The sequence below is a fragment of the Pseudomonas sp. PGPR N4 genome, assembly GCF_059693665.1.
Genome location: NZ_JCAUKV010000001.1, coordinates 608,377 through 633,907, shown reverse-complemented (window position 1 = coordinate 633,907; position 25,531 = coordinate 608,377). Strand labels below are relative to the sequence as shown.

At 54.3% G+C, this 25,531-nt stretch carries 24 protein-coding genes and 3 pseudogenes; 6 read left to right on the top strand and 21 right to left on the bottom strand.

All coding sequences use genetic code 11. From position 1 onward, the window contains the following. Positions 1-308: 308 nt before the first annotated feature. A pseudogene (locus tag AC58X1_RS02840) lies at positions 309-401 on the bottom strand (LysR family transcriptional regulator); the annotation flags it as partial. A gap of 160 nt (positions 402-561) precedes the next feature. Between AC58X1_RS02840 and AC58X1_RS02835 the strand changes: the two are divergent. Continuing rightward, positions 562-1,570: pseudogene (locus AC58X1_RS02835) on the top strand (zinc-dependent alcohol dehydrogenase family protein). 183 nt (positions 1,571-1,753) lie between these two features. Here AC58X1_RS02835 and AC58X1_RS02830 read toward each other — a convergent pair. Next, a complete protein-coding gene (locus AC58X1_RS02830) occupies positions 1,754-1,900 on the bottom strand; it encodes an ATP-binding protein (protein WP_497428267.1) in 147 nt (48 codons plus the stop codon). A 58-nt stretch (positions 1,901-1,958) separates the two neighbouring features. Here AC58X1_RS02830 and AC58X1_RS02825 point away from each other — a divergent pair, with 58 nt between their 5' ends. Together AC58X1_RS02825 and AC58X1_RS02820 are read left to right on the top strand one after the other, a co-directional pair. Next, positions 1,959-3,065, top strand: coding sequence for a DUF2971 domain-containing protein (locus AC58X1_RS02825; protein ID WP_497428266.1), 1,107 nt, complete (start codon positions 1,959-1,961; stop codon positions 3,063-3,065). A 157-nt stretch (positions 3,066-3,222) separates the two neighbouring features. Then, a complete protein-coding gene (locus AC58X1_RS02820) occupies positions 3,223-4,446 on the top strand; it encodes a hypothetical protein (protein WP_497428265.1) in 1,224 nt (407 codons plus the stop codon). Positions 4,447-4,519: 73 nt separating this feature from the next. On the opposite strand, the gene AC58X1_RS02815 is transcribed toward AC58X1_RS02820, so the two are convergent. The 4 genes from AC58X1_RS02815 to AC58X1_RS02800 all read right to left on the bottom strand — a co-directional run bounded on the left by AC58X1_RS02815 (position 4,520) and on the right by AC58X1_RS02800 (position 6,938). Further along, complete coding sequence (locus tag AC58X1_RS02815) at positions 4,520-5,179, bottom strand: HAD family hydrolase (protein ID WP_497428264.1); 660 nt, start codon at positions 5,177-5,179, stop codon at positions 4,520-4,522. 29 nt (positions 5,180-5,208) lie between these two features. Further along, positions 5,209-5,706: a hypothetical protein gene (locus AC58X1_RS02810; RefSeq protein WP_411561647.1), complete on the bottom strand. Its 498-nt coding sequence runs from the start codon at positions 5,704-5,706 to the stop codon at positions 5,209-5,211. 175 nt (positions 5,707-5,881) lie between these two features. Continuing rightward, on the bottom strand, positions 5,882-6,190 hold the full coding sequence (locus tag AC58X1_RS02805) for a hypothetical protein (RefSeq protein ID WP_497428263.1): 309 nt from the start codon (positions 6,188-6,190) through the stop codon (positions 5,882-5,884). Between the two features lie 13 nt (positions 6,191-6,203). Beyond that, positions 6,204-6,938 (bottom strand): metallophosphoesterase, encoded by a 735-nt coding sequence (locus AC58X1_RS02800; RefSeq protein WP_497428262.1) that lies wholly within the window; start codon positions 6,936-6,938, stop codon positions 6,204-6,206. Positions 6,939-7,254: 316 nt separating this feature from the next. Between AC58X1_RS02800 and AC58X1_RS02795 the strand changes: the two genes are divergently transcribed. After that, positions 7,255-7,653, top strand: a complete 399-nt coding sequence (locus AC58X1_RS02795) for a helix-turn-helix domain-containing protein (protein WP_497428261.1) — start codon at positions 7,255-7,257, stop codon at positions 7,651-7,653. Positions 7,654-7,765: 112 nt separating this feature from the next. Here the strand turns inward: AC58X1_RS02795 and AC58X1_RS02790 are convergent, their stop codons facing one another. From AC58X1_RS02790 to AC58X1_RS02755, 8 genes and pseudogenes are all read right to left on the bottom strand, one after another. Next, entirely contained in the window at positions 7,766-8,164 is a 399-nt protein-coding gene (locus AC58X1_RS02790; protein ID WP_497428260.1) for a hypothetical protein, read from the bottom strand. A gap of 118 nt (positions 8,165-8,282) precedes the next feature. Then, positions 8,283-9,332: a TniQ family protein gene (locus AC58X1_RS02785; RefSeq protein ID WP_497428259.1), complete on the bottom strand. Its 1,050-nt coding sequence runs from the start codon at positions 9,330-9,332 to the stop codon at positions 8,283-8,285. Further along, complete coding sequence (locus AC58X1_RS02780) at positions 9,307-10,167, bottom strand: hypothetical protein (protein ID WP_497428258.1); 861 nt, start codon at positions 10,165-10,167, stop codon at positions 9,307-9,309. Before AC58X1_RS02780 ends, AC58X1_RS02785 begins: the two co-directional genes overlap by 26 nt. Beyond that, positions 10,167-11,069 carry a TniB family NTP-binding protein gene (locus AC58X1_RS02775; protein WP_497428257.1) on the bottom strand — a complete coding sequence of 301 codons (903 nt, stop codon included), beginning with the start codon at positions 11,067-11,069 and terminating at the stop codon, positions 10,167-10,169. Before AC58X1_RS02775 ends, AC58X1_RS02780 begins: the two co-directional genes overlap by 1 nt. Before the next feature lie 430 nt (positions 11,070-11,499). Then, positions 11,500-13,428, bottom strand: coding sequence for a transposase (locus tag AC58X1_RS02770; protein ID WP_497428256.1), 1,929 nt, complete (start codon positions 13,426-13,428; stop codon positions 11,500-11,502). A gap of 1,040 nt (positions 13,429-14,468) precedes the next feature. Further along, positions 14,469-15,002 carry a hypothetical protein gene (locus AC58X1_RS02765; RefSeq protein WP_497428255.1) on the bottom strand — a complete coding sequence of 178 codons (534 nt, stop codon included), beginning with the start codon at positions 15,000-15,002 and terminating at the stop codon, positions 14,469-14,471. Positions 15,003-15,160: 158 nt separating this feature from the next. Further along, positions 15,161-15,546, bottom strand: a pseudogene (locus AC58X1_RS02760) (transposase); the annotation flags it as partial. An 83-nt stretch (positions 15,547-15,629) separates the two neighbouring features. Further along, positions 15,630-15,944, bottom strand: coding sequence for an ArsR/SmtB family transcription factor (locus AC58X1_RS02755; RefSeq protein WP_497428254.1), 315 nt, complete (start codon positions 15,942-15,944; stop codon positions 15,630-15,632). A gap of 65 nt (positions 15,945-16,009) precedes the next feature. Here AC58X1_RS02755 and AC58X1_RS02750 point away from each other — a divergent pair, with 65 nt between their 5' ends. Then, complete coding sequence (locus AC58X1_RS02750; RefSeq protein ID WP_497428253.1) at positions 16,010-16,828, top strand: alpha/beta fold hydrolase; 819 nt, start codon at positions 16,010-16,012, stop codon at positions 16,826-16,828. Positions 16,829-16,970: 142 nt separating this feature from the next. On the opposite strand, the gene AC58X1_RS02745 is transcribed toward AC58X1_RS02750, so the two are convergent. The 4 genes from AC58X1_RS02745 to AC58X1_RS02730 all read right to left on the bottom strand — a co-directional run bounded on the left by AC58X1_RS02745 (position 16,971) and on the right by AC58X1_RS02730 (position 19,757). Further along, positions 16,971-17,927, bottom strand: coding sequence for a DMT family transporter (locus AC58X1_RS02745; protein ID WP_497428759.1), 957 nt, complete (start codon positions 17,925-17,927; stop codon positions 16,971-16,973). 79 nt (positions 17,928-18,006) lie between these two features. Further along, positions 18,007-18,735: a helix-turn-helix transcriptional regulator gene (locus AC58X1_RS02740; RefSeq protein WP_401180408.1), complete on the bottom strand. Its 729-nt coding sequence runs from the start codon at positions 18,733-18,735 to the stop codon at positions 18,007-18,009. Between the two features lie 328 nt (positions 18,736-19,063). Further along, complete coding sequence (locus tag AC58X1_RS02735) at positions 19,064-19,312, bottom strand: CsbD family protein (RefSeq protein ID WP_101319281.1); 249 nt, start codon at positions 19,310-19,312, stop codon at positions 19,064-19,066. 136 nt (positions 19,313-19,448) lie between these two features. Beyond that, complete coding sequence (locus tag AC58X1_RS02730; RefSeq protein WP_188036364.1) at positions 19,449-19,757, bottom strand: putative quinol monooxygenase; 309 nt, start codon at positions 19,755-19,757, stop codon at positions 19,449-19,451. A gap of 356 nt (positions 19,758-20,113) precedes the next feature. On the opposite strand from AC58X1_RS02730, the gene AC58X1_RS02725 reads away from it, so the two are divergent. Continuing rightward, entirely contained in the window at positions 20,114-23,842 is a 3,729-nt protein-coding gene (locus tag AC58X1_RS02725) for an autotransporter domain-containing protein (RefSeq protein ID WP_497428252.1), read from the top strand. 24 nt (positions 23,843-23,866) lie between these two features. Here the strand turns inward: AC58X1_RS02725 and AC58X1_RS02720 are convergent, their stop codons facing one another. The 3 genes from AC58X1_RS02720 to AC58X1_RS02710 all read right to left on the bottom strand — a co-directional run bounded on the left by AC58X1_RS02720 (position 23,867) and on the right by AC58X1_RS02710 (position 25,480). After that, positions 23,867-24,103 carry a hypothetical protein gene (locus AC58X1_RS02720; RefSeq protein WP_497428251.1) on the bottom strand — a complete coding sequence of 79 codons (237 nt, stop codon included), beginning with the start codon at positions 24,101-24,103 and terminating at the stop codon, positions 23,867-23,869. A 27-nt stretch (positions 24,104-24,130) separates the two neighbouring features. Further along, a complete protein-coding gene (locus tag AC58X1_RS02715) occupies positions 24,131-24,388 on the bottom strand; it encodes a hypothetical protein (RefSeq protein ID WP_181106362.1) in 258 nt (85 codons plus the stop codon). 186 nt (positions 24,389-24,574) lie between these two features. Continuing rightward, positions 24,575-25,480, bottom strand: coding sequence for a LysR substrate-binding domain-containing protein (locus AC58X1_RS02710; protein WP_497428250.1), 906 nt, complete (start codon positions 25,478-25,480; stop codon positions 24,575-24,577). Positions 25,481-25,531: the final 51 nt, after the last annotated feature.

Below are 25,531 nucleotides of genomic sequence, written 5' to 3'. Positions count from 1 at the left end.
CGACCACCCCATCAGCGGCTGCTGTAATTTGATGTCGAAGGCGGTTTAGCGCCCCTACCCTGCCGACTGACCCTACCGAGGATGTAGGCTCTCGTACTCGATCATTTCCAGGAGGAGAGATTCATGGCAATTGACCGCCGAACGCTTCTACAGCTTGGTTCATTGGCAGGCGCTAGCATGATCTTGCCTGCAGTAGCTTCAGAGCCCAAGGCTTCACAAGGAGGTCGGCTTCTTCTGCGGAATGCCACCTTAATTACCATGGATCCTGAGACTGGGGATCTGAACAACGCTGACGTCTTGATTGAACAGGGACGGCCAATCTGCAGGGCATCTGCCGCTCGAGTAAAACTGCCCAGTTCGGCCAATCGGCTGAACACCTGCATGGACTGAAGCAGTTCCATAGCGTCTTCTCACTTCGATTATTTGTTGCCGGTTCGGCTCCGGCTAACAGTCTGATTGTTGCCTATAGAAATAACAATCCTGTGCCGGGCTGAGCATTTATTGAGAGCCCCTGCTTGGGGAGAATGTCGCCATTGGGTAACACTCACTGGAGATAGGCATATGAAAGCATGGCTTCTGAACGATTTCGGACTCGATAATCTGGCGCTCGGCGAAGCAGCCACCCCCCCCCAAGGCAGGCGAATTGCTGGTCAAGGTCGGAGCCGTTTCTCTAAATTATCGCGATAACGCCATCGTCAATGGCTTTTACGAACCTCACTTGGTACCGAAGCCATTGATACCGGTCAGCGATGCCTCGGGCACCGTAGTTGCCGTGGGTGAAGGCGTCAGCCGATTCAAGGTGGGTGACCGTGTCAATTCGCATCTCTACTCGCGCTGGATCGACGGTGAACCTGGGCCTGACGAACCTGCCCACTGCTTCGGCATGCCACTGCCAGGTGGCTTGGCCGAGTTCATGATCATCCATGAACAAAGCGCTGTACGTGCACCGGACAACATGACCGACGAGGAAGCATCAACCCTCCCGATTGCAGCGCTGACCGCATGGTACTCGTTGGTTGACTATGGCCAGATTCAGCCCGGCCAGACGGTGCTGGTGCAAGGCACCGGAGGGGTATCGATTTTTGCCGTGCAGCTGGCAACCGCACTTGGCGCCAAGGTGATCGTAACCTCAAGGAGTGACGCCAATCTGAAGGCGGTGAGAAAGCTCGGCGCCGTGGCTGGGGTGAACTATCGCACCTTCCCGCGCTGGGAAGAGGAAGTTCTGAAACTCACCGACGGCAAAGGCGTCGACTTGCTGCTTGATGTGGCTGGAGGCGAGGGTTTGAACCAGTCCATTCTGGCAACCAAGACCGCCGGCAAGATCGCTCAGATCGGCTTCCTCACCGGTCAGTCCACCTCGCTGAGCCTAATGCCGCTTATCTTCCGCCAGACCACGATTCGTGGCATTGCCGTGGCGCCTCGTTCGTCCTTTGATCGCATGAACGAATTCCTGAGCGTACACGCGATTCGCCCGGTCATCGATCAGACCTACTCGTTCTACGACGCTCACAAAGCCTTCGAACACCTGGCACGAGGCGCCTTTGGCAAAGTAGTTATCAAGGTCTCCTGACTCGTTTGTTCTGACCTCGGATGGCAAGGATCCGAGGCTGGCCGACGGCGCACGGCCAGATCCCTTACTTGCCTGAAATTTTCCTCCGGGAAGGACAGCTTCGGGTTGATAGCGGTCGGTCGTGGATGACCGCTTTCGACCCTACTCGGCTACTCGCAATGGCCAGCTTTGGTTTGTCAGCGATTAATCCCAGGGTAGCGAAATGCTAAAAGTGGTGCCCGCAGCCAGACTGGACTCGAAATCGATAGTCTGGCCATGTCGAGTCACAATCTCTTCCACGATGGAAAGCACCAAACCAAGACTGCCCGAAGCTTGGTGCTTACAGTACATGATGGCATAATGATGCCTCGCTACAAAGATCGCACATGTATTTTCAAAGGATATGAATATGGCTGTATTTAAATATTTCAGGCCCGGCGCCCGTCTGGAGAGCGCCATCCGCTATAATGAATTATACTTCTCCGAAAATCACGAGTTGAACGACCCGAATGATCTTATGGGCGTTTACTATTTCGAAGACGATGTAGAGCTCTGGTCAAAACTTCTGCAACGCCCACAAGCTGACGACGCCTGGAACATGAGCCATCATGTTGATCTTCGGTGCTTAAAGCTAGCTGCCCAACTGGCAGAACTATTCAAGAACGTAAGCTTCAAGTCGACCGAGTCAATATTCGAAATCATAAGAAAAAAAGAGCATGAGCTTGCTAAAATCTTTATCTCCTCCCTTTGGCAAGGAGGTGATAAAGAATCAAATTTTGCATTCAGCCAAGATAGCCCAGCTGAGGCACGCGCAAAAATCTGTATATTAACTTTAACAGCTCTGCTGAGTGGCGGACACAACCACACATTTTATAGCGTTTCATTCTCCAAGCAAGCGCTTGAGCCAAAAATGTGGGCACATTACGCAGACGGATTTAAAGGATGCGCATTGATTTATGACGATCACGAAGAAAAAATTGATCTTCAGGCCCATCCAAACTCAACTCAATGGGCAACGCATAAGCTCCTGCCAGTAACCTACTTGGACTCTGAGAAATCTATCCCTATCCTTAAAAGCGCTACAGATGGCGTTGCAACGAAAATTTTTTCTCTTGTCCAGAAAAACTCTTTCTGGGACTACGAACAAGAATCTAGACTCCTAATTACCAAAACTGATGATCCACGCTATCTGGCCATGAGGGGAAAAGTTCCGGATCTTCCAATGCAAAGGATTTTCCATCACAACTATACAGCAATCAAAGGGGTGATTTTTGGCCCCCGATGCAACGCAGATTATAAAAATAAAATATTATCCGCATTAAGGCACAACAGGTTACATGCCGGGCGTGAAAAATTCTTGGCATTAAATACTGAGCTAACCAGCAGGGGCACAGTTGAGGTTACAGATGGCGCTGACTATCCATGTAATCGTATCACGGATGGGTGGAGCCCGCTAAGCGATATAGAGCTTAAGAATCGTTTAAATGTTCTTAACATCGACCAGTCCTCGAAATGATGCTCACGCTTAGGTAGCAAGCTCGTCATGGCGAATCAGTCAGGCGCGCACTCTTAAGTAAACCGTTAAGCAACCAATGACTGACACGGATGATCGCAACGCTGGGCTAAGTGAGATTTCGTGTAGGCCTAGACAGGTATTTCATGAGGAATAATTTATGGCCATCAATAGACTGCTTCAACTTGAAAACGGAATAGGGCTAAGTAAGGTAGTTGTATGTTCCGGACTAACTGCTCCTGCAATTATCCACCCCATCGTACACGGTGAGCCCGCGCTTACGGCGCAAGCATTTTATTATCTAGACCACCTAGACTCCGTTGCCCAGGTTCGATTTGAGAAAGATCAAGACGTATTATCTGATGATAAAATTGAATTCCTCATTGACAACTACCTCTTCGAATATAGCAAGAGATACCCTGAATCCCGCATGAGCTTTAAGGTTCTAGAGGGTAAGTTCTGGCAGGACGATGCACGCGACCACTATCTACTTGCGGATCGCGGACTGACAAAAGTTCTTGTTGCAGACGTTCTGAATGACGAAGCCGTGCACTCGATTGAAGCCATTGACCCAGGTGACACGGTGGATCTGCAAGATTGGGACATAGGGCGAAACTATATTAAAGATAGTTTGCACCGCCACATAGAAAACGTTACTGGCGTTCTAGAAAAAAAGGTAATGGCAATAATAATGCCGAGCGCCAACCGCGATGGCTACATGGGTAAAATGAGGGTCGTAAAACCTGAATTAAGCCTAATTGACTACGATTCAGCCATGGCGCTTACCGATCTATCTCTTCGTCAAATATCTGAGCAGGCAGAATCGGCTACCTTAGGTTGGCGCGGTGACCACTCTCTTCCAGTGGAACGTATTGTTGCGACAAAATTCCACAACCCCGTCATGTTGTCACACTATTTCTCAGGGCTGCATGAGCTAAATGCACTTAAGAGTTTTGTGGGTTTCTACAATGTACTGGAGTACTATTTCGAGGAAGCCCCTGGCATTCTTGGAAAAGATGCTCGCTCAGAAAAAAACCAGTTAGAATGCGTAGTGGAACTGCTAGTTACAGACCAAGAAGTCAGCGGATTCATTGGAAGCCTTGGCGCTAAAGAAATCGCCCTCATTAAAGCAGACCTACCTACATCTTCAGGCATTAAAATAAATAAGTACGATGATACGACAGGCGCAGGTAAAGACCTAGCTCGTTGGCTTTACGAAATTCGATGCGCAGTAGTACATTCAAAGAAGACTCGTAAACGGCAATTGACCCCCACGTTCGAGCCGTACACCGCTGAATCACAAGCGCTACGATGGGTTGCCCCATTGATACGCTGGCTTGCTGTAAAATGCATCGAAAAGGACAGCGATTTAAATTCTTACTGAGTACCAGCTTAGACTGGATTCATAGCCGCTTAACAGCAACAGCGTAACGCTTTTGAAACCTAAGTGATCGGGTTCACCGCCAGGCCTGTGTAATGGCACTAGTGAACTCGATCAGACTCCGGAAGCGCCCTGCTCCTTTGCGATCCAAGTGATATCCAACGACTCCAAAAGAACGCGGCCCATCCTCGTCACATCGTTTGGAATCACCAATCATCAGCACTTGGGCGGTTTCAGATCCCAAGACCTGGCCGGGAGAGACGCCAAGCATCACGCAAACGCTCCGGTACATTTCCGGATCTGGCTTGAGTACACCTGTTTCAGCGCTGAGCGCATAAGCATCCAGCCCAGGAAGCAGACTCTTGACCGGTGAGCAGTAAGGCCCGGCCAAGTTTGAGCACACCCCGACTTTGATCCCATGCTTTTGGAGACGCTCAATGGCAGGCATAGCGTCCTCAAAGCACTTGATCGACTCAAGCTCACGATCAAGCATGTTCTGAAGCTCGATCAGCTGGGTAGACTTGAGTTTGATTCCAAAAGCAGCCGCGGTGCCCTCGATCCCATGGCCGTGGGTCATGATCCAGCGAATATCGTCAGGTGAAGCGGCGCGGCCCTGCTGGGATCCCAGTCGCAAAAGGCGTCGGTAGGGGTTCTGATGGTTCCGAATCTCAACAAGCGTCCCGAAGGCGTCGAAAATCACCCCATCGACCATTTGGCTCTCGTCAATGATATACATTCGCCCAAGCGATCAGTGGCCCTTTTCGGCTAACGAACCACAATACCATGGCTTGCAAGATCGTTTACTAGGGTTTTGCGGCGAAGCATTCCAGGAATTTTAAAAATACTTCTATATCCGTAAAACAGGCCTACGGGGATAACTAGAAGGCCGAGGCCGTATGTGGCTGTTGCGATGATTAGCCCAGCAGGAACTGCTGCCAAAGTGAACACAATCCCCTTCAGCACACTGGATTTGGCCACGAGCTTCATATGATCGAGATCATACTCAACCTTTCCGTTACTCTTCTCGCATGCTACAAGAACGATTGATTTTTTACCAAGATGCTTGTAGTACCAAACTCTGGGGCTGTCAGTCGACATGGCACCATGTCTTTGCAAGTAGCGCAGCATAACAACTTCTTTGAAATGAAACGTTTTGCCCTCGCCGTCTTCACACCGCACCTGAGTATAAAGGGCATCCAGGTCGCCACTGGCTTGGAGATGATAATTCTTGACAGCGAGTGTCATTTTCTTCAGATCAGACATGCATTTTCCTTAGTGCATTTAATCTTGGGGCCGCCGGCAGCCTGAGGCCGCCTGAACACACGTACACGAACAGCTCACCAGGCGGTGTCAGCGGGACACATAAAATGCGCACCGCCTGATCGGGCAGCTTGAGAACGCGTTCAAAATGGATGGCGAGTCAGCCAAACGCAGATGCTCACCGCGGTTCACTTAGCTCGCTAGCAATCACAAAGTGGTCTTGACCACTTAGGCTACGCATTAGCTTGAAGCCCTCCCTCGACTCGACCAGTACTAATGGAGGGGTGGCAACAGTCATTCCGTTCGAGCTCACGTTTGACTGATCGTTGTAAACGAGCGCCGCGTAGCTCTGCCCTACCCTGGCAGCGTTGATGAGGTAAGCGTCGACCATCACACCCCAGTCGATGCCCTGCGCCTGGATCACCTCTGAAGGAACGTCCTGCTCAAGCGATCCGGGGGCAAAAGCTAGCTCGAGAAAGGACTTCATCACGAATTGGCCATCAGATTTGAATCTCGAAGTAAGGGTCAAACCCGGTATCCTCATTGGGGTAGCCACGAGGGTTAGATATGACCCGGCAGCCGGCCAAGTCCATATCAATGGCTTCATGTGTGTGACCAAATACCCATACGTCCGCCAGCGGCACCAAGCTGTGCCAGTCATTGGTGTAGGCTGCTGTGAGGTGCCCATCATGATTGCTTCTAATCGCAAGCGGAGAGGGAGAATGGTGGGTCACGACAACCGTTTTGCCGCCAAATGGTCTAGCAAGCTCTTGGGTGAGCCAATCCCATGCGATGTGGTTCCGGGTAACCAGGTCGTCCGGTCTCAACCGTCTGTAGTTCAAATCGGCCCTGATGTACTTGAAGTCATTCATGCATTGCCTGGCAGCACTGCTAGCCGCGAGCTGATCCCCTGTGGAGGTGAAGTCAGTCCACGCTGTGGTGCCAAGAACTCTCACGTCACCCAGCATCATGGTTTCGTTTTCCAACACGTGGACATGGCCGGCCGCGGCGTCCTTCATCTTCTCCAGGCTGCGATCGATGTGGCCGTCGTAGTACTCGTGGTTCCCTGCGATGTATGCGACCTCGCAGGCGAAGGTGTCATTGGCCCACTGGACGCCCCTGGCCTTCTTGTTGATATCCCCTGCGAGAATTACCAGATCAACCCCAGCATCGAGGGGCGGCGGGTCGAAACGGTGGATCTCGGCGTGGAGGTCTGAGTAGATTCTGATTCTCAAAACGCTGACCTTGAGGGTTTAGCTATAAATTGACGCAGACTGGTTACAGAGCGCACGCGTGATGGGACTGCCGGCGCAATGGAGCGGAAGCATCCCAGCCCTCTCTTCCTCGATCAGAACAGCGCACCAAGCGCGCCTGACAGTTCATTTCACAGCACTATATTGCATGGAGTCGAACCGCGCAATATGGCTTTATCCTCGGCTTTGGGTATTCCAAATGTCGTTGAGAGAACCGCTGGCCGCCGTCTTGAGGCTGACACGCACCGCCCGGAATCTGTCCCAGGAAGACTTTCATGGCCGGGTCGAGGCGCGTCATATGAACAATATCGAGCGCGCGAAAAGCAGCCCTACCCTGTCCTCGCTCGAAGACATCGCCATTGCATTGGACGTTGATCTTGTAGCGCTCGTGGCCGTGGCCAGCGCTCATGTCCGAAGCCAAACCCCAAAGGAATTTTTGAAAGACTTGGCCGGCGAGATCACCAAGCTTGAGAAGCTAGGCGTCCTGGGCAAGCTCGACGGCGAGTTCACCGACGGCAAGCTTCAATCAGCGCACGGTCGCATTCGATCAGGCGCTGCCAATCGAGCGGCGGTGCTTCAGTGCAAGGCTGAAGGAAGGACGCAGAAAGAGACCGCGCAGCTTCTGGGACTCGCAAAGTCGACAGTGAGCAAGCTGTGGAAGACGCCAGAAGCAGTTTATGTCAATAAGGGCGCTTGACCCCATGCTATGGTGCGGGTCACCTTGTGAACCCCTTATAGGGATTAGCAGGTGAGCACAGCCAAAATACAAGCACGCAAACTGGTGATAGCACATGTCAGAACGCTCGGGCTCAGACGTCAGAGAAGGTGACAACACCGGAGTCGACGGCACTATTGAAGCGACCTACTACACAATCTAACATCCGGACAAGCTGGCTTGAATTAATTACTTGGAAACTATCAAGCTCGCTGAGCATCGAATAATCCCAATCATAAAAAAGATGCGCTATAAGCATACCAGCCTTTGGCCAGTCGAATGTATTAGGTCTAGGATATTTGTATGTTTCAAGAGACAACTGGTATCTATCAATCTCAACTTTCCGCCTCGCCAAAGGTATGTCCCCTGACGCACTCCTGTACAATTTTTTGGCTGCTGTTGGCCGAGCCATTTTTTCCTGAAACGCCAGCTGTGCGAGGTAGTGCAGTTTGCAAGGTGGCAAGCCATAGCTAAAGCTGTACGAAATGATCATACCAGTGGCGCTATCAATCAAGAAACAGACTGGCGTGAGAGCGTAGTTGTTAGCGTGCACCGTACGGATGCGTAAACTAGAAACCCAGTAAAGGGGTACGAGATATTTATACACGCTATTACCCCCACCCTTTCAAAGAAGATACGCCCAACAAATCAGTGCTGTACATCTGTAGTACCGTACGAACGCCCTGCGTCAAGTCAAGTCGTCGCCATAATGAAGATCCCGAGGTGCTCAGATAAAAGTCATGATCTGGCCGAGCATCCGCGGCTTGCTCGTCGGTAATCCACCCCAATAACAGGCCTATCAGGTAAAAAGCCCGAGCGCGGGCGATCGCCGTGACGCGCAATGGCAACTGATGAAACAGGGCAATTCCATTTGTATTATCAAATTCACTACTCGACTGAACCATGAACTTCAGCACTGACGTGTAATTACCCATGATCTCGGCCCTCATTGAAAGGCGAAGAAGCGTCAACAAAAAGTTTTCAGCGTTACGCTGCACTGCCTGATCGTGACAACCTTTCATTAATTTATATGCGCGTTCAACGACCATCCTGCCAAGTAGCTGCACTGCACTATCCTTCTCGAGCCATTTCGTTTCCCGCTCCAGTTCATGACCACGAGCGCTGTCGTACTCGAAAACATCCATCGCAAAATCCACTGAGTCATGCAGATAATTTCCAGCGCTACGCAGTACACAGCCATGCACCTGACAAAACGGCTTCAATAAGTATCGCCAGCTTCTGAGATAAACTGGAAAACCCGTTGCCGTCACCGATTCCTCCATGCAAGTAAGGCAGTAATCTGATCGAAAGCAGATCGGTATGATTTGAGCCTCAGAGGGACGGAACATGGATTCGATCCACTCCATCGAGATTTCGTAGCATTCTGCAAAGGCCCTGACCCCTGGTAGACTGAAGTCAAAATCATAGTCTTTGCCTCTGCCTCCTAGCGCTTCGATGTAGGGTGCGCGTAGCGTTGAGCTTTCCCACGCGTCGGATGGCATTCCCCAAAACGCTCGCACTTCAGGCTCAGGCCGGACTTCACGCACTCTGTACATCCAGGATGAAAGCGTTTCATCAGGATAAGGTTCAGGATAAAGTTTAGAATAAGGGTTAGAAGAAGGCCCCGGGTAGACCTCATGTGTAGAGAAACTGGAGGACATAACTTTCGTACTCATTTAAATCATTCGTCGTGCTGAGCGCCGCCACTGCGCTTTGCTGGTGAAGGAAGCGCTCAACTAGTTTCAGCCTGAGTGACCTATTGACGTCCTGAATGTCTAAGCCAAATTTTGGCTCTGGGACTATAAGGCTTTCTGCAGTAAGGCTGAGCGAGTAATCACAATTCAACCTCCCCCATAGTCGATTCGCGAACTCATGGTATTCTTCATCTGTCAGCCGCTGCCTTAATGTGTAGCGGCGCCAACCAAGCCGCAAGTACCTGTCGAACCTTTTCTGCAGTAGAGCACTGCGCGTTGAAATTACAAACTTGAGATCTCGAATTTCTTCTGAGAGAAGACGAATAACACCGAAAACTGTATCATAGTCATCAATGTCACTCGCCAAGACATCTAGATCATCGACCAAAATCATTTTTTGAGATGAGAGTGACAAAGTCCGTACCAAATTTGGCGCCAGTACCCTTTTTTTGGGATGGTACTTACGCCTGACATGGAATGCATCAGACAAATGATCCAAAAATTCTGATCCGCCAATGTAAACATCACCCTGCAGTAGCTGAGTGCTACTGGGGTGGCGCTGATGCAGCGTTCTGAATAATGTTGTGATGCCGCATCCTGAAACACCATCCAGCAGCATCACGTTTGACTCTGTATTTGTTTCTGTATTTGCCTCTGCATTTGATTGAGGGGGTAGGTTTCTGGGCCAGATGGATTGTTCTAAAGTCTTCATCATGACCAGCTGTTCCGTTGAAAAATACGGGAGGACGAAATCGTCCTCCAATACTTCTCGAGCTAGAGCTTTAGCTTGAGAGGGCGTCATTACGCGCAGTCCTTCTCCATGCTCACGTCGTGCAGGCCCTGCAAACTCGTTCCCAGTTCCATCGCCATGATGGCTTCCACGTCACGGACATGCTTGAGCGTGATGCGTTCGGTACCGTCTGCGATTGCAGCCCAAGCCGATGCCTGCAGAATCTTGACGATGTTGTCGGTGATCCCCAGCGACTTCTCGACAATGGCCAAGCAGAGTTCCTGGTCACGAAAGTCCGTCGGCTTTTTCAGGGGCAGCCGGTGGATATAGCTGAACACGAAATTCCGAACATCTTGGCCATTCGACCAAGTTTCCAAGTCGTGAACTGCATAACGACGAGCGAGTTGCGGATCCTCCCTTAAGAAGCGGGCGGCGTCAGGCACACCAAAGGCGAATACCGAAAGGCCATAAGTGGAACCGGAAAGGTTCTTCAACAGCGACAGGTTGACCTTTCGCTGGAAAGGCGAGAGTGTCAGCGCATCATGCACCTCATCAATGACAATGGCTTTGATGTTCTGGCTTTTGATGAGATGCTGGAGATCCGGACTGATCCTCCGGGACTGGCGGGCTCTACGGCTCGTGTCCAACCCCATTTCGGCAAGTATCAGCTCCTTCAGACCCATGTTGTCCGCGTTTTGGTGCATCGTCACGGTGACAATTCGGTTCACAGAAGTGATATTCCTGCGTCCAAGCTCCTCGATCATGCTCGTCTTTCCGACGCCCCCCTTACCCAAACACAGCAAGCAAGGGGCAACAACCTTCCTTGGCATGGACATGATCATGTCCATCTTTTTGAACAATCGCTCGGCGGAGTGGTGCGGAACGAAAAAATCTTTCAGGCAGGACATAGCCCGATCATGATTGCTCAGTTCAAACAGTTTGTGGCAGCTGTGGTGCACATGAGAAAGATCCATAATTTATCTCCAGATATAATGTATAAGACGTATTGAGGATAAAAAGACACACTGAAGCCTCAGCTGTATCTTTGAGCTGAAGTTTTGGCTGTGTCGATGAGTTAACAGGCTTGTTATTGTAGCGCTTTGTAGCGCCTTGGCAGATGCGTTGCTTAAATACTGATTGATCTTTACTCTGTATCCAACCAACAGCATTTTCTGCGCAAGCAGACCGAATGGTGATAACCACGATCTTAAGCACCCTGCTTGCAGGATGTATAAGTTGGAACAGTAACTATTGTGGTTTCTTTACCTCACTCTTGTTGATTGGATCGGTGATTTGGAGCCTGATGTTGAATTCAGGGACTGGGTTTGGGGTGAGTCTGGGGTGAGTCTTGGCTGGATCTAAGTCTGAGGCGGAGTCTCAGTCATTCATAAGGTCAGGCCAGCTTCAGTAGAGAGTCGGTGGCGCATCAAAGTCGATCTGCTCTGCCGTGCTGCTCCTCGAAAAGCCCTGCCAGGGACGCTCCGCGGCCTTTCGTTCTCCCCCAACAGCTCGAAGTGCCGCACGCCCTTTCCGAACTTTTGAAACTTCGGGTTTAGGAGTTGTGGCGTTTTCGGGCTTTCTGGGGGATGCGATGCTGGCGGGCTTGGCAGTTGCAGCATTGTCAAGGAAGTTATCCAAGTGTTCCGTTTGATCCGTAAACTCCGGTTTGGCTTGCGTATTGACTTGAGACCTGGAATCAAGCGACTCAGTATAATTCCGCTGATCGCGTTTGCCCGCCGCTTTGGCAGCTTGGCGCTTGCTTTGAGCAGTCCGCCGGTACTCTTCTTGGACGATTGCATTGCCCAAAGCAAGAGAAGCGGTCGCATCAGCAGAGTAGGTGCCATCCCGCTCACCCTTCTCCTGCCGCTCAACCCTGTACAGGGCATAGTCGTGGCTACGCCGCATCTGATTTCTGTACTCTGGTACACTTACGTAGGTACCATCTCCTTCAAGATCTACGAATATCTTCGAAAGATCATTTGGGTCGTACTTAACTACCAGTTCTTCTCGCACTTTGTTCTGCAGGCACGGTGCATAGTAGAATCGCCCGTGCATTTCGATCCCACCTGCGCGGATGAGCTTCGGCCTTTCTGGGTAAAGTGCGTACCGAAATCCTTCATGCAAAGACTCGTCGATCTGACGAGGCTGTGAATGCTTCCCAAAATGCTCATCCCATTTTTGGGAGGGAAACATCTTTATGGCCGGATGCTTGCGATCGTTATAAGCATGAATGGCGCAGACGAAGAACTTCCTAAGTGCAGTAATAGAGATGGATGCCCTAGCCACACTGTTCTCATCACCTCGCTGCTGTGTATTGGAATAGGTTGTCCCCCTCAAGAAATGGATATGAGATCGCATCATCGTACCTATCAAGCGCTCGATGTGCCCTCCCTGATGTTTTTTACCGACATCACGGTGTTCAACTCTCACACCGAAACGTTTTAACCTCGCCTTCAGCACCTCTGAGCGAAACTCAGCCGCATTATCCGCGTGTATGACCTCGGGCACGCCGTGCATAGGCCAGACGCTTGCATCCAGCCCAAGACTGGCGAGCATGGCCGTTTTGGGAAGGACGCAGTTCTCGATCAGCATCGCTACCGTTACAGAATTGGGCGGAAGTAAGCTCAGGTAAAACCCGACAATCGCCCTCGTATGTATACAGATAGCAAAGCTAACCCAAGGGCGATCAATCACCGTCCTCTCCTGCTCATCCACGACGATCATGTCGACACGGGTATGGTCGATCTGAACCCATTCAAGCGGGCGGGACGTAACCTTGTATCCGGGGCGAGCCTCGAAGATGTCAGCAGCATCAACCTTCCCTAGCTTCATGTTAGCCAGGAACCGCTTGCCCTTCTTCAAAAGCCGCCGTCGTACAGCATGATAGCTAGGCCGTTTGAGACCACGCTCGTCAGCAAGCATTTGGGCGGTCACCCAAACCCTTTCGATGGTTGCTGCCTTCCCTGCGTAGGTCTTGATGGAGTCAACAATCAACCCCTCAAGTTCTCCCCCAAGCTCGGACGGCGTCGGACGGCGTCCGGGCATGCTGGACGTAACGGCACTTAGATCACCGCCACGTGCCCTCACTCGCCGAATAATCTTATGAAAGCCTGATGGCTTCATACCGATCGCGTTCGCCGCATCAACAGCGCTGATTTGACCGGAAAGATAAAGCTTGATCGTCGGAATCCGGTCGCTAGCAAGATCGAAGCGAGCAATGGTCTTATCCGAACTATCCAGGTTTAGCTTTGAGCTCGATTTTGATTCTGCGTCCAGGGAGGGCGCTTTCGATAGCTCATTCTCTTTTTCAGATGTTTTGTTGCGATTTGTCATTCCGCCTACCATTTGACGAATTGCCGTTGGGTAATGGCATCTGCCCGTTGGTTTTAGGTAGTGGTTATCACTTGCTGGTTTTTAAAGAGCGGCACTGCGAAAGCCGAGCTAGTTTTACTTCCTAGACCGGCAAGGTCAAGTCCCACTCCGGAGAGCATTAAAGTTTAATTAGGCATATATTGACTGACAATTTAGGCTATTTTATTTTACTGTTTTCAACGCCTAAAAAATATTGGAGGCCCGATGGTGTCAGGCTTTGAGGGGTTGAGCTGGCCTCATGAAAAACTTGCCAAATGAGACGAGAGATGGAGTATTATTATATATATTGAGAAAAATCTTATCTGCGGCATCGATATATGCGATTCGCGATCTCGTGAGGTTCGCATCGAAATCACAAATGTTTTTTGTGCAAAATTTTTCCTAGGACTCTATGTTCTTGGCCATCGCGACTAAAAAAGCGTTAGCTAATACGGACACTTTCCGCAGTTTGCGCGGTTAATGCGGACACTTTCAGTTCAAGCGGTCAGTTAAATCGGACACTTTATGTGAAAAATTTGCAAATAATCTGGACACTTCCCGTCAAAAAGTGTCCTGAGTGCAAATTGTAATGCTGGAGGTCTTGAATTTCGGGGCTTGCGGGGAGTGTCCACGATTCGCAAAGGTCACACTCGTGCGTTTTCCAATGCTGATCGCTGCATCACTGCAGCTCAAGAAACTCGGGGCCCCTCAGCCGTATTTGCACGTTATTACGCGTGGCGTCGTCTCATTGGCTTCGCCATACTTCTGCCACGTTCGATGCGCCCTTCAGAAACGCAATCGCTGTGCTTCCATCAGATCTTGCACTAATTGATCATTTTGCTGATGTCTTCCACATGTACCCACTCCGATCTGAATTCAACGGTGAGCATCCTGCCAACCAACCCGGCATACGTCCGCCTGAGTGGACACCGTCCTCGCTAGTTACTTCAGTAAGACCGGGCCTATCCGATAAAAGGCGGCTGAGGGAGCACGCGTCCATGCTGAAGAAATTAGCTTTTCTGCTACGTCGTCGAGATCACTCCAGCCAAGCTAAGGCAAAAATACCCGATCAGCAGGCAAGCAGCAGCAATGCCGGAAACTACGGTGGGTACGAGAAACACCAGCCAAACCCACTGGGTTCGAGAACTGAAGTCTTGGAAAGCTTTCTCGAACTCCACTAGAACGTTGGGATGCGCCCGCTTACCAAGAATGGCCTGGGTCTTTCGCATATGCTTGGCGCCCCAAAACATTTTGACGATCTCCCAGCTGATGAACAGAGTCAGAGAGACTGTGATCGCGAGGCCACAGGCGTTGAACAGCCAGGTTGGGATTTTCCCGGCCAAAGTTGACCAGAATGCAAAATAACCAGCGTATCCAGCCACCATGATCAGATTCGTGTAGGAAGTGGCGTTGCTCATAAGCTTTTCGTTCAGCTGTATGAAAGCGCTGATCTGCTTCTCGACTGCCTGCTCTTGCCTCATCTGCTCCACCTCTTCGACCAAGCCTTCAACCACACGGTGTATATCACGGCTCCATCCATCCAAGTCGCTATTCATCCTCACCTCTCGCTTTCTCCAAAGCTGGAAGGCTAGACCTTCTCTGTACATAGGCGTGCTGCAGTCGATCAACACGGTATATCGCCCCTGTGCTTCTAGACTTCACAGCCTTTGGTCACGAATTAGCCTTGCGCAGCCATGCGCTCTAATTGCTGGATCTCAGGCTCAGACAGCCAGGCGTAATAACCGCTGGGATGGACTTTCAGCGTCAGGCAAAGCCGTCGAATCGAATAGTCGCCCGCGCGCTGCTTGATAAAGGCGTACTTCAGCCGCACTCCTTGGCAAAGTACGCGGCGGCCTTTTTTAATATGTCTCGCTCTTCAGTGACGCGCTTGAGTTCCGCTCGCAGACGACGCAGTTCAGCGTGCTGATCATCATCCTGCTGCCGTTCTTCTTGAGGTTTGCTGTAGCGCTTTATCCAGGCATAGAGGCTATGCGTCGACACGCCAAGACGGGCCGCTACCTCAGCGACAGGCAGCTTCTTTTCGGTCACTTGATTGACTGCTTGGATTTTGAATTCTTCGGGGTAACGCGGGTTGCTCATGGCACCTCCTAATTGGCCTCAGTTTAAGGCAAAGAGGTGTCTACGAAACCCGGGGCGATTCACTCCACGTACACCGAGTTTGCTCACACCGCGTGCTGTGAGCCCTTCCCTACCACCAATTCCCGCGTCAGCCACTCAAGATACCCGGCAATCATCACCTCATCACGCTTGCAGTAAGACCACTTGTGCCTCTTCGCCACCGTTACAAACCCGGCCTGCACAAGAATCTCCAAATGCCGGCTTGCGGTCGGCTGAGCGACACCCAGCGCCTTGGCAATAAGCGTCATGCAAACGCCGAGTTCAGCAGGATCGGCCGACCACTGATCTGCAAAGTGTTCATGAGGCTTCGCAAGCAATCGAAGTATCGTTACCCGAACCTCGCTGCTCATCGCTTTCATCTGTATTGATCTGTCCATGCCGGCATCATATAGTCATTTAGCTAAATAACAATATGAGGTGAACCATGCTGGATCTACCCTACACGTCAATCATCGAAGGCAACGCCGTCAGGTGGGGAAAGATGGGATCAGGCGCGCCCTTGGTAGCCATCCACGGGACCCCTTTTTCCTCCCAGGTCTGGAGGCGCATCGTTCCCCTGCTAGCTGGCCATCGCACCGTGTACTACTTCGATCTGGTCGGGTACGGCCAGTCTGAGATGAGGGCGGATCAAGACGTTTCGCTGGCCGTCCAGAACAATGTGCTCACTGCGCTCTTCAAAGAATGGGGTTTGAACCGGCCAGACGTGCTCGCACATGACTTCGGCGGTGCTACTGCGCTGCGAGCGTACTACCTGAACGGGCTGCGTTACGCGTCTCTTACCCTGTTCGACGCAGTCGCTTTGGCTCCGTGGGGCTCGCCGTTCGTCCAGCATGTCCGCCAACACGAGGCAGCATTTGCTGGAATGCCCGATTACATGCACCGCGCGCTGCTGGCGGCTTACCTGCAAACCTCAGCAGCGACCCCGTTGAGTGAAGAAGCCCTGCGCATCTACAGTGCCCCTTGGGTGGGTGAAGTTGGTCAGCCTGCGTTCTATCGGCAAATCGCACAGATGGATCAATTGTTCACTGACGAGATTCAGCCGCTGTACACAAGACTTGATTGCCCGGTGTCGGTTTTGTGGGGCGCTGAAGACGCCTGGATCCCGTATGCGCAGGGCGAGCGTCTTGCCGAGCTGATCGCCCAGCAGCCCTGTATTCGAGTCGAGAATTGCGGTCATCTCATGCAAGAAGACCGGCCCGAGGCCATTGTGGCGTCGCTGTTGAACCAAATCGGCGCAGGCTGAAAAGTCGCTCCCACTGAATGCCGGCATGCCTGGAAGGCCGCCGAATACGATAAGCATTGTTAGTCCTTTACAGTGTTTCAGTGCGACATTGAGCGTGGTCAGTCATGTGGCAGTAGCTGCCACTGCTCACCCGGTGCGCTTCCTAAAGCGGCATGACACGGCTATCCCGGCGATGCTGAGTACGGTGACAATTCAGGCACCAGACAACACCTGTAACCAGCAGCGCAATTGCTGCAATTTCGTATGGATCAGGAAGCCGATGCGCCCATAGAAAGCCAATAAGCAGCGCCGCCAATGTCTCTATCACGAGCACTTGCCCACTCAGTGCCAAGGGCAGGAGCCGGCTCGCCTGGTTCCAGCACGCGCCGCCCACCACGGAAGACAGAAAAGCTACCCCGCCAGCTACCAGAAGAAAATCAAGCCATTCAGTGTTGCCGTACGTTCCGGCCTGCCACCCCAGCACAGGTAGCGCCAAGAGCAATGATTGAGCGCCCGTCATGACCCCTGTCAGCAGTGCCCAGTCATTGGAGGAAACGCTGGCGACCTGAACCAGACGCCGAGCGTTACTCACCGCGAACCAGCTCCAGGTCACTAACGCGCCCGCCGCGCACAGAATCCCTGCGATGTTGGTGAGGATATCGGTCCGGTCGCCGTTGGTAATTGCATGCCAACTGATGAGCGTTACCCCGCCCACTGCACAGCACAGCGAAGGAACGAGCTTGCGCAGCGGAACGGCATTTTCGTCATGCCGACCTGCCAGTGTGATGAGCACCGGAATCAGCCCGACAATCAGCGATGTTGTAGCTATGCCAACCAACTGCACACCGGTGCCCACCAGCGTGTAGTAGATGAGATTTCCTATCAGGCTGAGCCAGAACAGCGACTTCCAGTCGGCCTTGCTGAGCTTGGCGCACACGCGCTTCCAGCGAGGTGCGAGCAGCGCCCCGGAAATCACGCCATAGCAAAGAAACCTCAGCACGGCGAATTGCAGGCCGCTCAGTCCGGGGGTCAGTTGCGGGCCGAGGAAGATCACCCCCCAGCACACACCCGCACACACCCCGTAGAAGATACCTTTCAGCAATAATCGATCTGCACCCATTTCACCCGCGCTCCAAAACCTGATGAGCGAAGTCTGGAGCAGCTGTTTCGGTGCGTATTGTCGGTAACTACGGAATGCTTTACCCAGGCTGTTGCTGCGCACGACGGTAGGCCGCCGGGGTCGTGGCTTTCAGGCGCTGCATGGTGCGTGTCAGCGATGCCTGGTCGCTGAAGCCCGCACGCAAGGCTATGTCAGCAATGGGCAAGGCAGTTCCACGTAACCATCGCTGCGCTTCCTGCACACGCAACTCGGTCAACCAGGCCTGCGGGCTCATGTTGAACACTTGCCGGAATCGCTGATGCAACTGGCTCACGCTCATGTTGGCAAACCGAGCCATGGCTTCATTGTTCCAATGGGCTCCAGGATTGCTCCGAAGACGACCAATCAACCGCTCCATAGGGTCGGTAAAACAGGTAGCGTCCGGGCTCAGGGAGGACAACAACAAGGGCCCCAGCTGGCACGTGGCGATGGAGAGTTGCGCATGACCTATCAACTCGGCGAACTCGATGAGCCGACGCGTTGCGGGGGGGATTGGCACATAGATGTTTCGAGCCAGGCGCTCGATGTGGAGCGTTTCCAGCGTGGAAGGCGCGCAGTCCAGAACCAAAAAGCGACTATCGATGTCGCAGTGTTGCGAGTGCTCTGAGCCAGGTTCCACAAGTGCCGCCAATGACTGATCAATACATCCGCCGCGACCGTTTACGTCTATGTCCATTCGGCCGCGAATCGGCAGGACCAATTGAGCGTGATCGTGGTGATGGTGAGGGGTGTCCCGCTCATAGCTGCGCACTTCGAGGCTTAAAAACATTACTGCACCTTCCGCTCCGGCAGGTTATCCGACGTGTGTGTTACTGCCCTACTCCACAGCCGTTAACACTGTCAGCGCGAGCGGCCTTGGAACTCACCGGATCATATCCCTTTTGCTCATGGCCTGCTTTCCAGGAGGACAGAAGATTCCTCGCGGTGTGCTAACGGATAGTCCAGGGAGATGCGGAAACAATTGAGCCTCCAGCTAATCAGACGGAGGCCCAACAGTAGTACAGTTTGTGTTTAATGCTGGAGCTCGCAGAAGCTCAAGCAATGCCTCTCGCCTTCAACGGCTAACCGGGACAATTACTAGAGGCTCCTGCCTGCACTCAGCGGCGCAGAACGCGATCCAGCACCAACAGGGCAATCGCGCCAATAGCCATCGCAGTCACTGGCTTTTCTTTGACGAAGGTGGACACGCTGTTCATTGCATCGCCGTAGGCCTGGGTCACTTGACCGCATGCCTGGCGGCCCGCACCTTCTGCCTCGAGGCTGGAATCACCAAACAGTTTCCCGACAGCGCTCTGGGCTTTACCGGCAACTTGTTCTACTACGCCTTCAACCTGTTCACTCTTCATGTTCGTCAAACCTTCGTGTGTCAGTGGGGAGGCTCAGGGTCTGCCTGAGCCGGTAGATAGCTGCACAAGGTTAGGGTGACAGGCGTCATGAATAGTTCAACGTCGATGCGCACCGGTCATATCGCCAAACGACTAGCTACGCCGACACCTGCTCAAGAAAGATCAGCTGCAATGGCTCAGCCAGCAGATCATCAGCGATGCCAGCAAAGTGCTGGAAATACGGCATGGCGAAATGCGCATCGAGCGCGGCCTGATCTGCGAATGCCTCGCGCATGTAGAACGTGCCACGCTCATCACGCAGCTCGAACAATACATAGTCCAGGTTGCCCGGCTCCGCACGGGTCGGTTCGACCAACGACAGCAGTGCATCCTTCAAGGCTTTTCGTTGACCAGGCTTGGCCTTGAGTACGGCAATTGATACCAACGCTTTGGCGGACGCATCCATCATAAGTTCTCCGGAACAATGAGCTTGGGGACCACCGTGGTCCGTGGCGATGATATTCACCTGGCAAGCTCTGCAGAAAAACCCTCGCATTCCGGCAACACTTTCGCTTTAACGGTGAAAATGAAGCCGCAAGGTTTCCGGGTTATCGCGTTCCTCAACGGGAAGGCGTCAAGTTCGGCACGCACGTGCCGATATCCCTCAGAGCGACTGTCCAAGCGCCATCCTGGCCCCTATCAGCGCCCTGCTCTATCTACCAGCTCTGAGGCTGTAGTGAGTATTCACGGCAAGACACGGGCGTTATCCGTTTCGCCAGCTACCAATAACTGCTTGATAAAAGCCTAAGCACCGGGTGATGAATGCGCCGTATATCGTTGGGCCAGTGGCTGCGCGCTGGGGTGGCCGTGGCCGCGTTGACCGTATTCAACACCGTTCCAGCGTTCGCGCTATCAAATGGCTGTACGGCCATCAACAGCTTGTCCGGCTCAGTTTCACTGGCATTTGGTACGAATAAATATCCCGCCTCGGACTTTCTTCCGGGAGATGCGCTGACGCTGACGTTCAGTGACAGCGGGGCGGCGTACCAGGGCAATCCCACCGCTGCTGACAGCCTTAGTCTCGCTCGCTACAGCCTTGCCGGTTTTCAGACCTACAACGCAGCGAACAGCACCACCAATACGCCGCACACGGTCAGCATGACCGTCCCCGCAGGCAGCCTGGAGGCCAATGGTGCAGCCATTCGGGCTACGACCTCCAATGGCCAGATCAGCAACCTGGTGTTCAGCTGCACCAGCCTCAGTGCAGTATCCACGGATGCCACTCTATCCAGCCTAACGCTCTCGACAGGCAGCCTGACGCCAGCTTTCAGCACGGCCACCACCAGCTACACCGCTTCGGTCGCCAACGCTACAAGCACCCTCTCCCTCACACCGACCACCACAGACAACAACAGCACGGTCACAGTGAATGGCACACCGGTAAACTCAGGTAGCGCTTCCCCGCCCATCGGCCTCGCAGTGGGTTCGAACGTCTTCACGCTGCTGATCACGGCTGCAGATGGAGTCACTACCAAGTCTTACACCATCACCGTCGACAGGGCCCAAGCCGCACCGCAGGCCAGTGCGGTTACGGCAGACGTGAGTGCCAACAGCACAAACAACCCGATCAGCCTGGCCATTACCGGCACCGCCAGCTCGGTCGCCGTCGCTACTGCAGCCAGCCATGGCACAGTCACGGCGAGCGGAACCAGCATCAGTTACACGCCTGTCGCGGGCTATTCAGGCAGCGACACCTTCACCTATACCGCGACTAACAGTTCAGGCACCTCTGCGCCGGCGACGGTCACTGTGACCGTCTCGCAACCAACACTGATCATCACTCCGTCTGCCGGTGCATTGCCCGCAGGCCAGGTCGGCAGCAGTTACAGCCAGACCATCAGCAGTGCTGGGGGCACGGCATCCTATGGCTACGCAGCCAGCGGACTGCCAGCGGGGCTGTCGCTGAATACCACTTCCGGCGTGCTTAGCGGGACGCCCACCACTGCCGGCAGCTACACGCCATCGGTCATCGTCACCGATGCCTATGGCGCGACCGCCACCACCAACTACACCCTCTCGATCGTGGCGCAGGGGCCGGTGGCGAGCGCCGTATCGGCAAGCGTTGCCGCCAACAGCACAGGCAACGCGCTCACCCTCAACCTGTCCGGCGGCCCTGCCGACAGCGCGGCGATCGCCAGCCAGCCCCAGCATGGCACCGCCACGGCGTCTGGCCTTGCCCTGCGCTACACGCCTGCAGCGGGCTTCGCCGGGGTCGACAGCTTCAGTTATACCGTCACCAACGCGGCCGGCACTTCTGCGCCGGCGACTGTAACCATTACCGTCACGGCGGTGACGCTTGCACTCAGCCCGGCCAGCGGCCCGCTCCCCGGCGGCACGGTCGCGTCCAGTTACAGCACCTCGCTGCTGGCATCCGGCGGCACTGCGCCTTATCACTATGCCGCGACCGGCTTGCCGAGCGGCTTGACCCTCGACACCAGCAGCGGAGTGATCAGCGGCACACCTACCCTGGCCGGCGCCTATAGCGTTGCAGTCACGGCCACGGATAATGTTGGCAATGCCGGCAGTACCAACTACACGCTGGCCATTGGCACCGCCTTGCCCACGGTCGCGGCGGTATCCGCGGTGGTCGCCGCCAACTCGTCGAACAACCTCATTGCCTTGGGGCTCTCGGGTGGCGCTGCTACCACCGTGACCGTCACATCGTTGCCGTTGCATGGCACGGCGGTCGCCAGTGGCACCAGCATTCGCTACACGCCCCAAGCAGGTTTCTCGGGCAGTGACAGCTTCAGCTACAGTGCCAGCAATTCCAGTGGCACATCGGCTGCTGCCAGCGTTTCCATCACGGTCAGCCCTGCTACCCTGGTGCTGGCTCCGGCAGCCGGCGCGTTGCCCGCTGCCACCTTGGGCAGCGTCTACCGGCAGAATGTGAGTGCCAGCGGCGGCGTCAGCCCCTATCGCTTCAGTGCGGCTGGGCTGCCGGCCGGGCTGACGCTGGACCCGGTATCCGGCAGCCTGTTCGGCACGCCGACTACTACCGGCAGTGGCTCATTTTCGATCAGCGTGACCGATGCCAACGGCACCCAAATGACGGCCAATTACTCGCTGCTCAGCAACGGCGTCACGCCCGAGGCAGCCGATGTCAGTGCGTCGGTTGCGGCCGGCCAGAGTGTCGCCCTGAACCTGACTGCGGGCGCGAGCGGTGGCCCGTTCACCTCTGCAACCCTGCTCGACACACCGTCGCAGGCGTTGGGCAGCGTACGCCTGAAGCAGACCGCCCTTGAATTCACGGCAGCGGCCAGGGCCAGTGGCACCGTCACTTTGCGCTTCACCCTGGCAAACGCCTGGGGTGTCTCGCAGGTTGCAACACTGACCCTGCAGATCAATGCACGGCCTGACCCGGGCAAGGACGCCGAAGTGATCGGCGTGCTCAATGCGCAGACCCAAAGTGCTCAGCAGTTCGCCCGGGCGCAGGTCACCAACTTCACTGACCGTCTTGAGCAACTGCATAGCCCGGACGGGCACCGCAACGCCTTCAATCTGCGCTTCAACCCCACGCAGGCACACCCACGGAACAAGCCAGGCCAGGCGGCCGACAGCGAGCAGACCGATCTCGATATGCTCGCAGCCACACAGATGCTGGCCGACGACCAGCCGCAACTGATGCATGCAGATCCAGCCGACCATGACCCCACTGCGCCTGCCAGCGGCAATGTATCGGTATGGACAGGGGGCTATGTTGATTTCGGCAATACCGAGCGCGGCGGCAGCAAGGTCAGCAGCACCCTGATTGGCGTCAGCAGCGGGATCGACTTTCGCTTGAGCCGTGCGCTGACAGCCGGAGTGGGGGTTGGCTATGGCAGCGACAAGAGTGATATCGGCTCTGCCGGCAGCACTAACCGCGGCAAGTCTTACAGCGTGGCTGCCTATGCCAGTTATCACCCGAGCGCGGTATTTGTCGATGCACTGCTCGGCTACAGCCGCCTGCAATTCGACAGTGAGCGCTTCGTGACTGACTCCGGCGGCTACGCCAAAGGCAGCCGCGACGGCGATCAGCTGTTCGCCTCGCTAAGCTCTGGCTACGAGCTGAAAAGCCAGAACTGGCTGGTATCGCCCTATGGCCGCTTGGATACCTCTACGACCTGGCTGCACGGCTATCAGGAGTCGAATGCAGATGCCAACAACCTCGATTACGCCCAGCAGCGTTTTTCACTGGTGTCGGGCGTGGCTGGCCTGCGTGGGCAGTACGGGATTGCGCTGAGTTGGGCCTACCTGACGTTGCGCTCGCGCCTGGAGTTCAGCCACACCTTCAACTCCGAATCCAGCGCCCGCCTTGGCTATGCCGATGTTGGCAATTCAACCTACACGATCACCACCGAAGGCTTCGGTGACGACACCCTGGCTGCGTCGCTCGGGATGGATCTGCTGTGGGCATCGGGGCTGAGCACCGGGATTGGCTATCAAGGCACGCGGGCACTGGGGCAGCAGTCGCGCTCGGATGCGCTGTCGCTGCGTGCTGCCTATCGCTTTTAACATCCCCCGCGGCCTGGTTGCCCGTCAGCCCTCGGGCAAGCTGACGCCGCAGATGAAATCGCTTGAGCCGATGCGGTGCGAGCCGAACTCCACGACGTAACTGTCGCCGCGGCGTTCGGATTCTATTCTGGCGGTAGTCTGGTCGGCATATACATCGACCAGATGCCACGGATGGCGGTCGCGCAGCACGCCCCAGCCGAGCACCCAGCCTGGTCTGGCAGGGTCCGCCGGCAAGTTTTTCACGAGGCTGCGTATGCTCATCGGCTGCTCCCAGGACGCTTTGTCTCCTTACCCCCGCAGCCGCTCTAGGCGAGCGCGACCGGCTTCGGTAATGGCGTTCTCCCCTTCATCACTGATGCGATAACGACCGGAAGCCATTCTGGCAATCGAAAACCTCACCAGGTCAGTTTTGGCCAACGCTTCGCCAACTTCGTAACTCATGGCGCGCTCCAGGTCGAAAATCCTGATCGCTCCAATCTTATAACGAGCAAAGACGATCAGCGCCTCATCAATCGCCGCTTGGTTTACCGCTTGAACACGTTCCATGCTGACATCCTAGTTCGTGAGTGGCCCGATCCGTGGGCAGACAGACAACGGACCGTGGCAGTTCGTCGAATGCGCAACGCTACTATGTACACGCCAGGTGGGGTACTGGCTTTGCATCCATGCTGGATGATTGGACAGGCCAAGGATTCGCAATCATTGACTCTAATCGGGGCCAGCCCGCGGGTATTACCGCTCCAGCAACTCTTCCCGGAGCCACGCGAGCAGCGCCTGCACTTCAGCCCGATCAGCCGCGCCTTGTGCTGTGTAGACAGAAAGGGCATCAGGCAGAGGAATGGATTCAGCGCACACTTGAATTAAAGCGCCCTCCTCGATCAGTTTTCCCGCACTGTGGCGCCATCCAAGAGCCACGCCGTGCCCCGCTACTGCTGCCTGCAGCATCAGCGGGTAGCTATCAAACATTTTCCCAGGCGTATCTTGCGCTATCGCCCTGCCAAAAGCGCTTAACCAGTCTGACCAGTCAATGAAGTCCTGTGGTGTAGAGCGATAGTGCAAGAGCGTATGCAGGCGGAGCTCTTCAAGGCTCAACAACGTGTCAGCCGCCAGGTAACTGGGGCTGCACACCGGGAACACTTCATCGGCTGCCGTAAAGCACACTGCGTGCGGCCCGCTCGCGCGTCCGGTAGTTTGCAAGGCTACATCGAAGTGGTCAGTGAATTCGCCAAGAGGTCGCGTCGAGGTGATCACCTGAACCTCAAGGTGCGGGTATTGCTCGTGGAACCTGGCAAGACGGGGCATCAACCAGTAAAAGGCTTCGCATAGCTGGCACAGGAAGACCACCCGGTCGTTGCCATGGGTTTGCCGTAGTGCCACGGCCTGATTACTGATGCTTCGCAATGCTGTGCTTACCGCCTCCGCCAGCGCTCGCCCCGCATCCGTCAAGAACACTGCTCGATTGCGGCGGACAAAGAGCTTCACACCCAGATCTTGTTCCAGCGCCCTTATCTGCCGGCTGATGGCGGCCTGAGTGATGTGCAACTCGTCAGCCGCCTTGGAGAAGCTCTCCAACCGTGCGGCCGCCTCGAACGGCAACAAACTGGTCAGCGGAGGTAATGTGTTCCTGAGCATATTCATAATCAGCTGTTATGAATCCAAGCCTGAAAAGTCGTTTTTAACATACTTGCC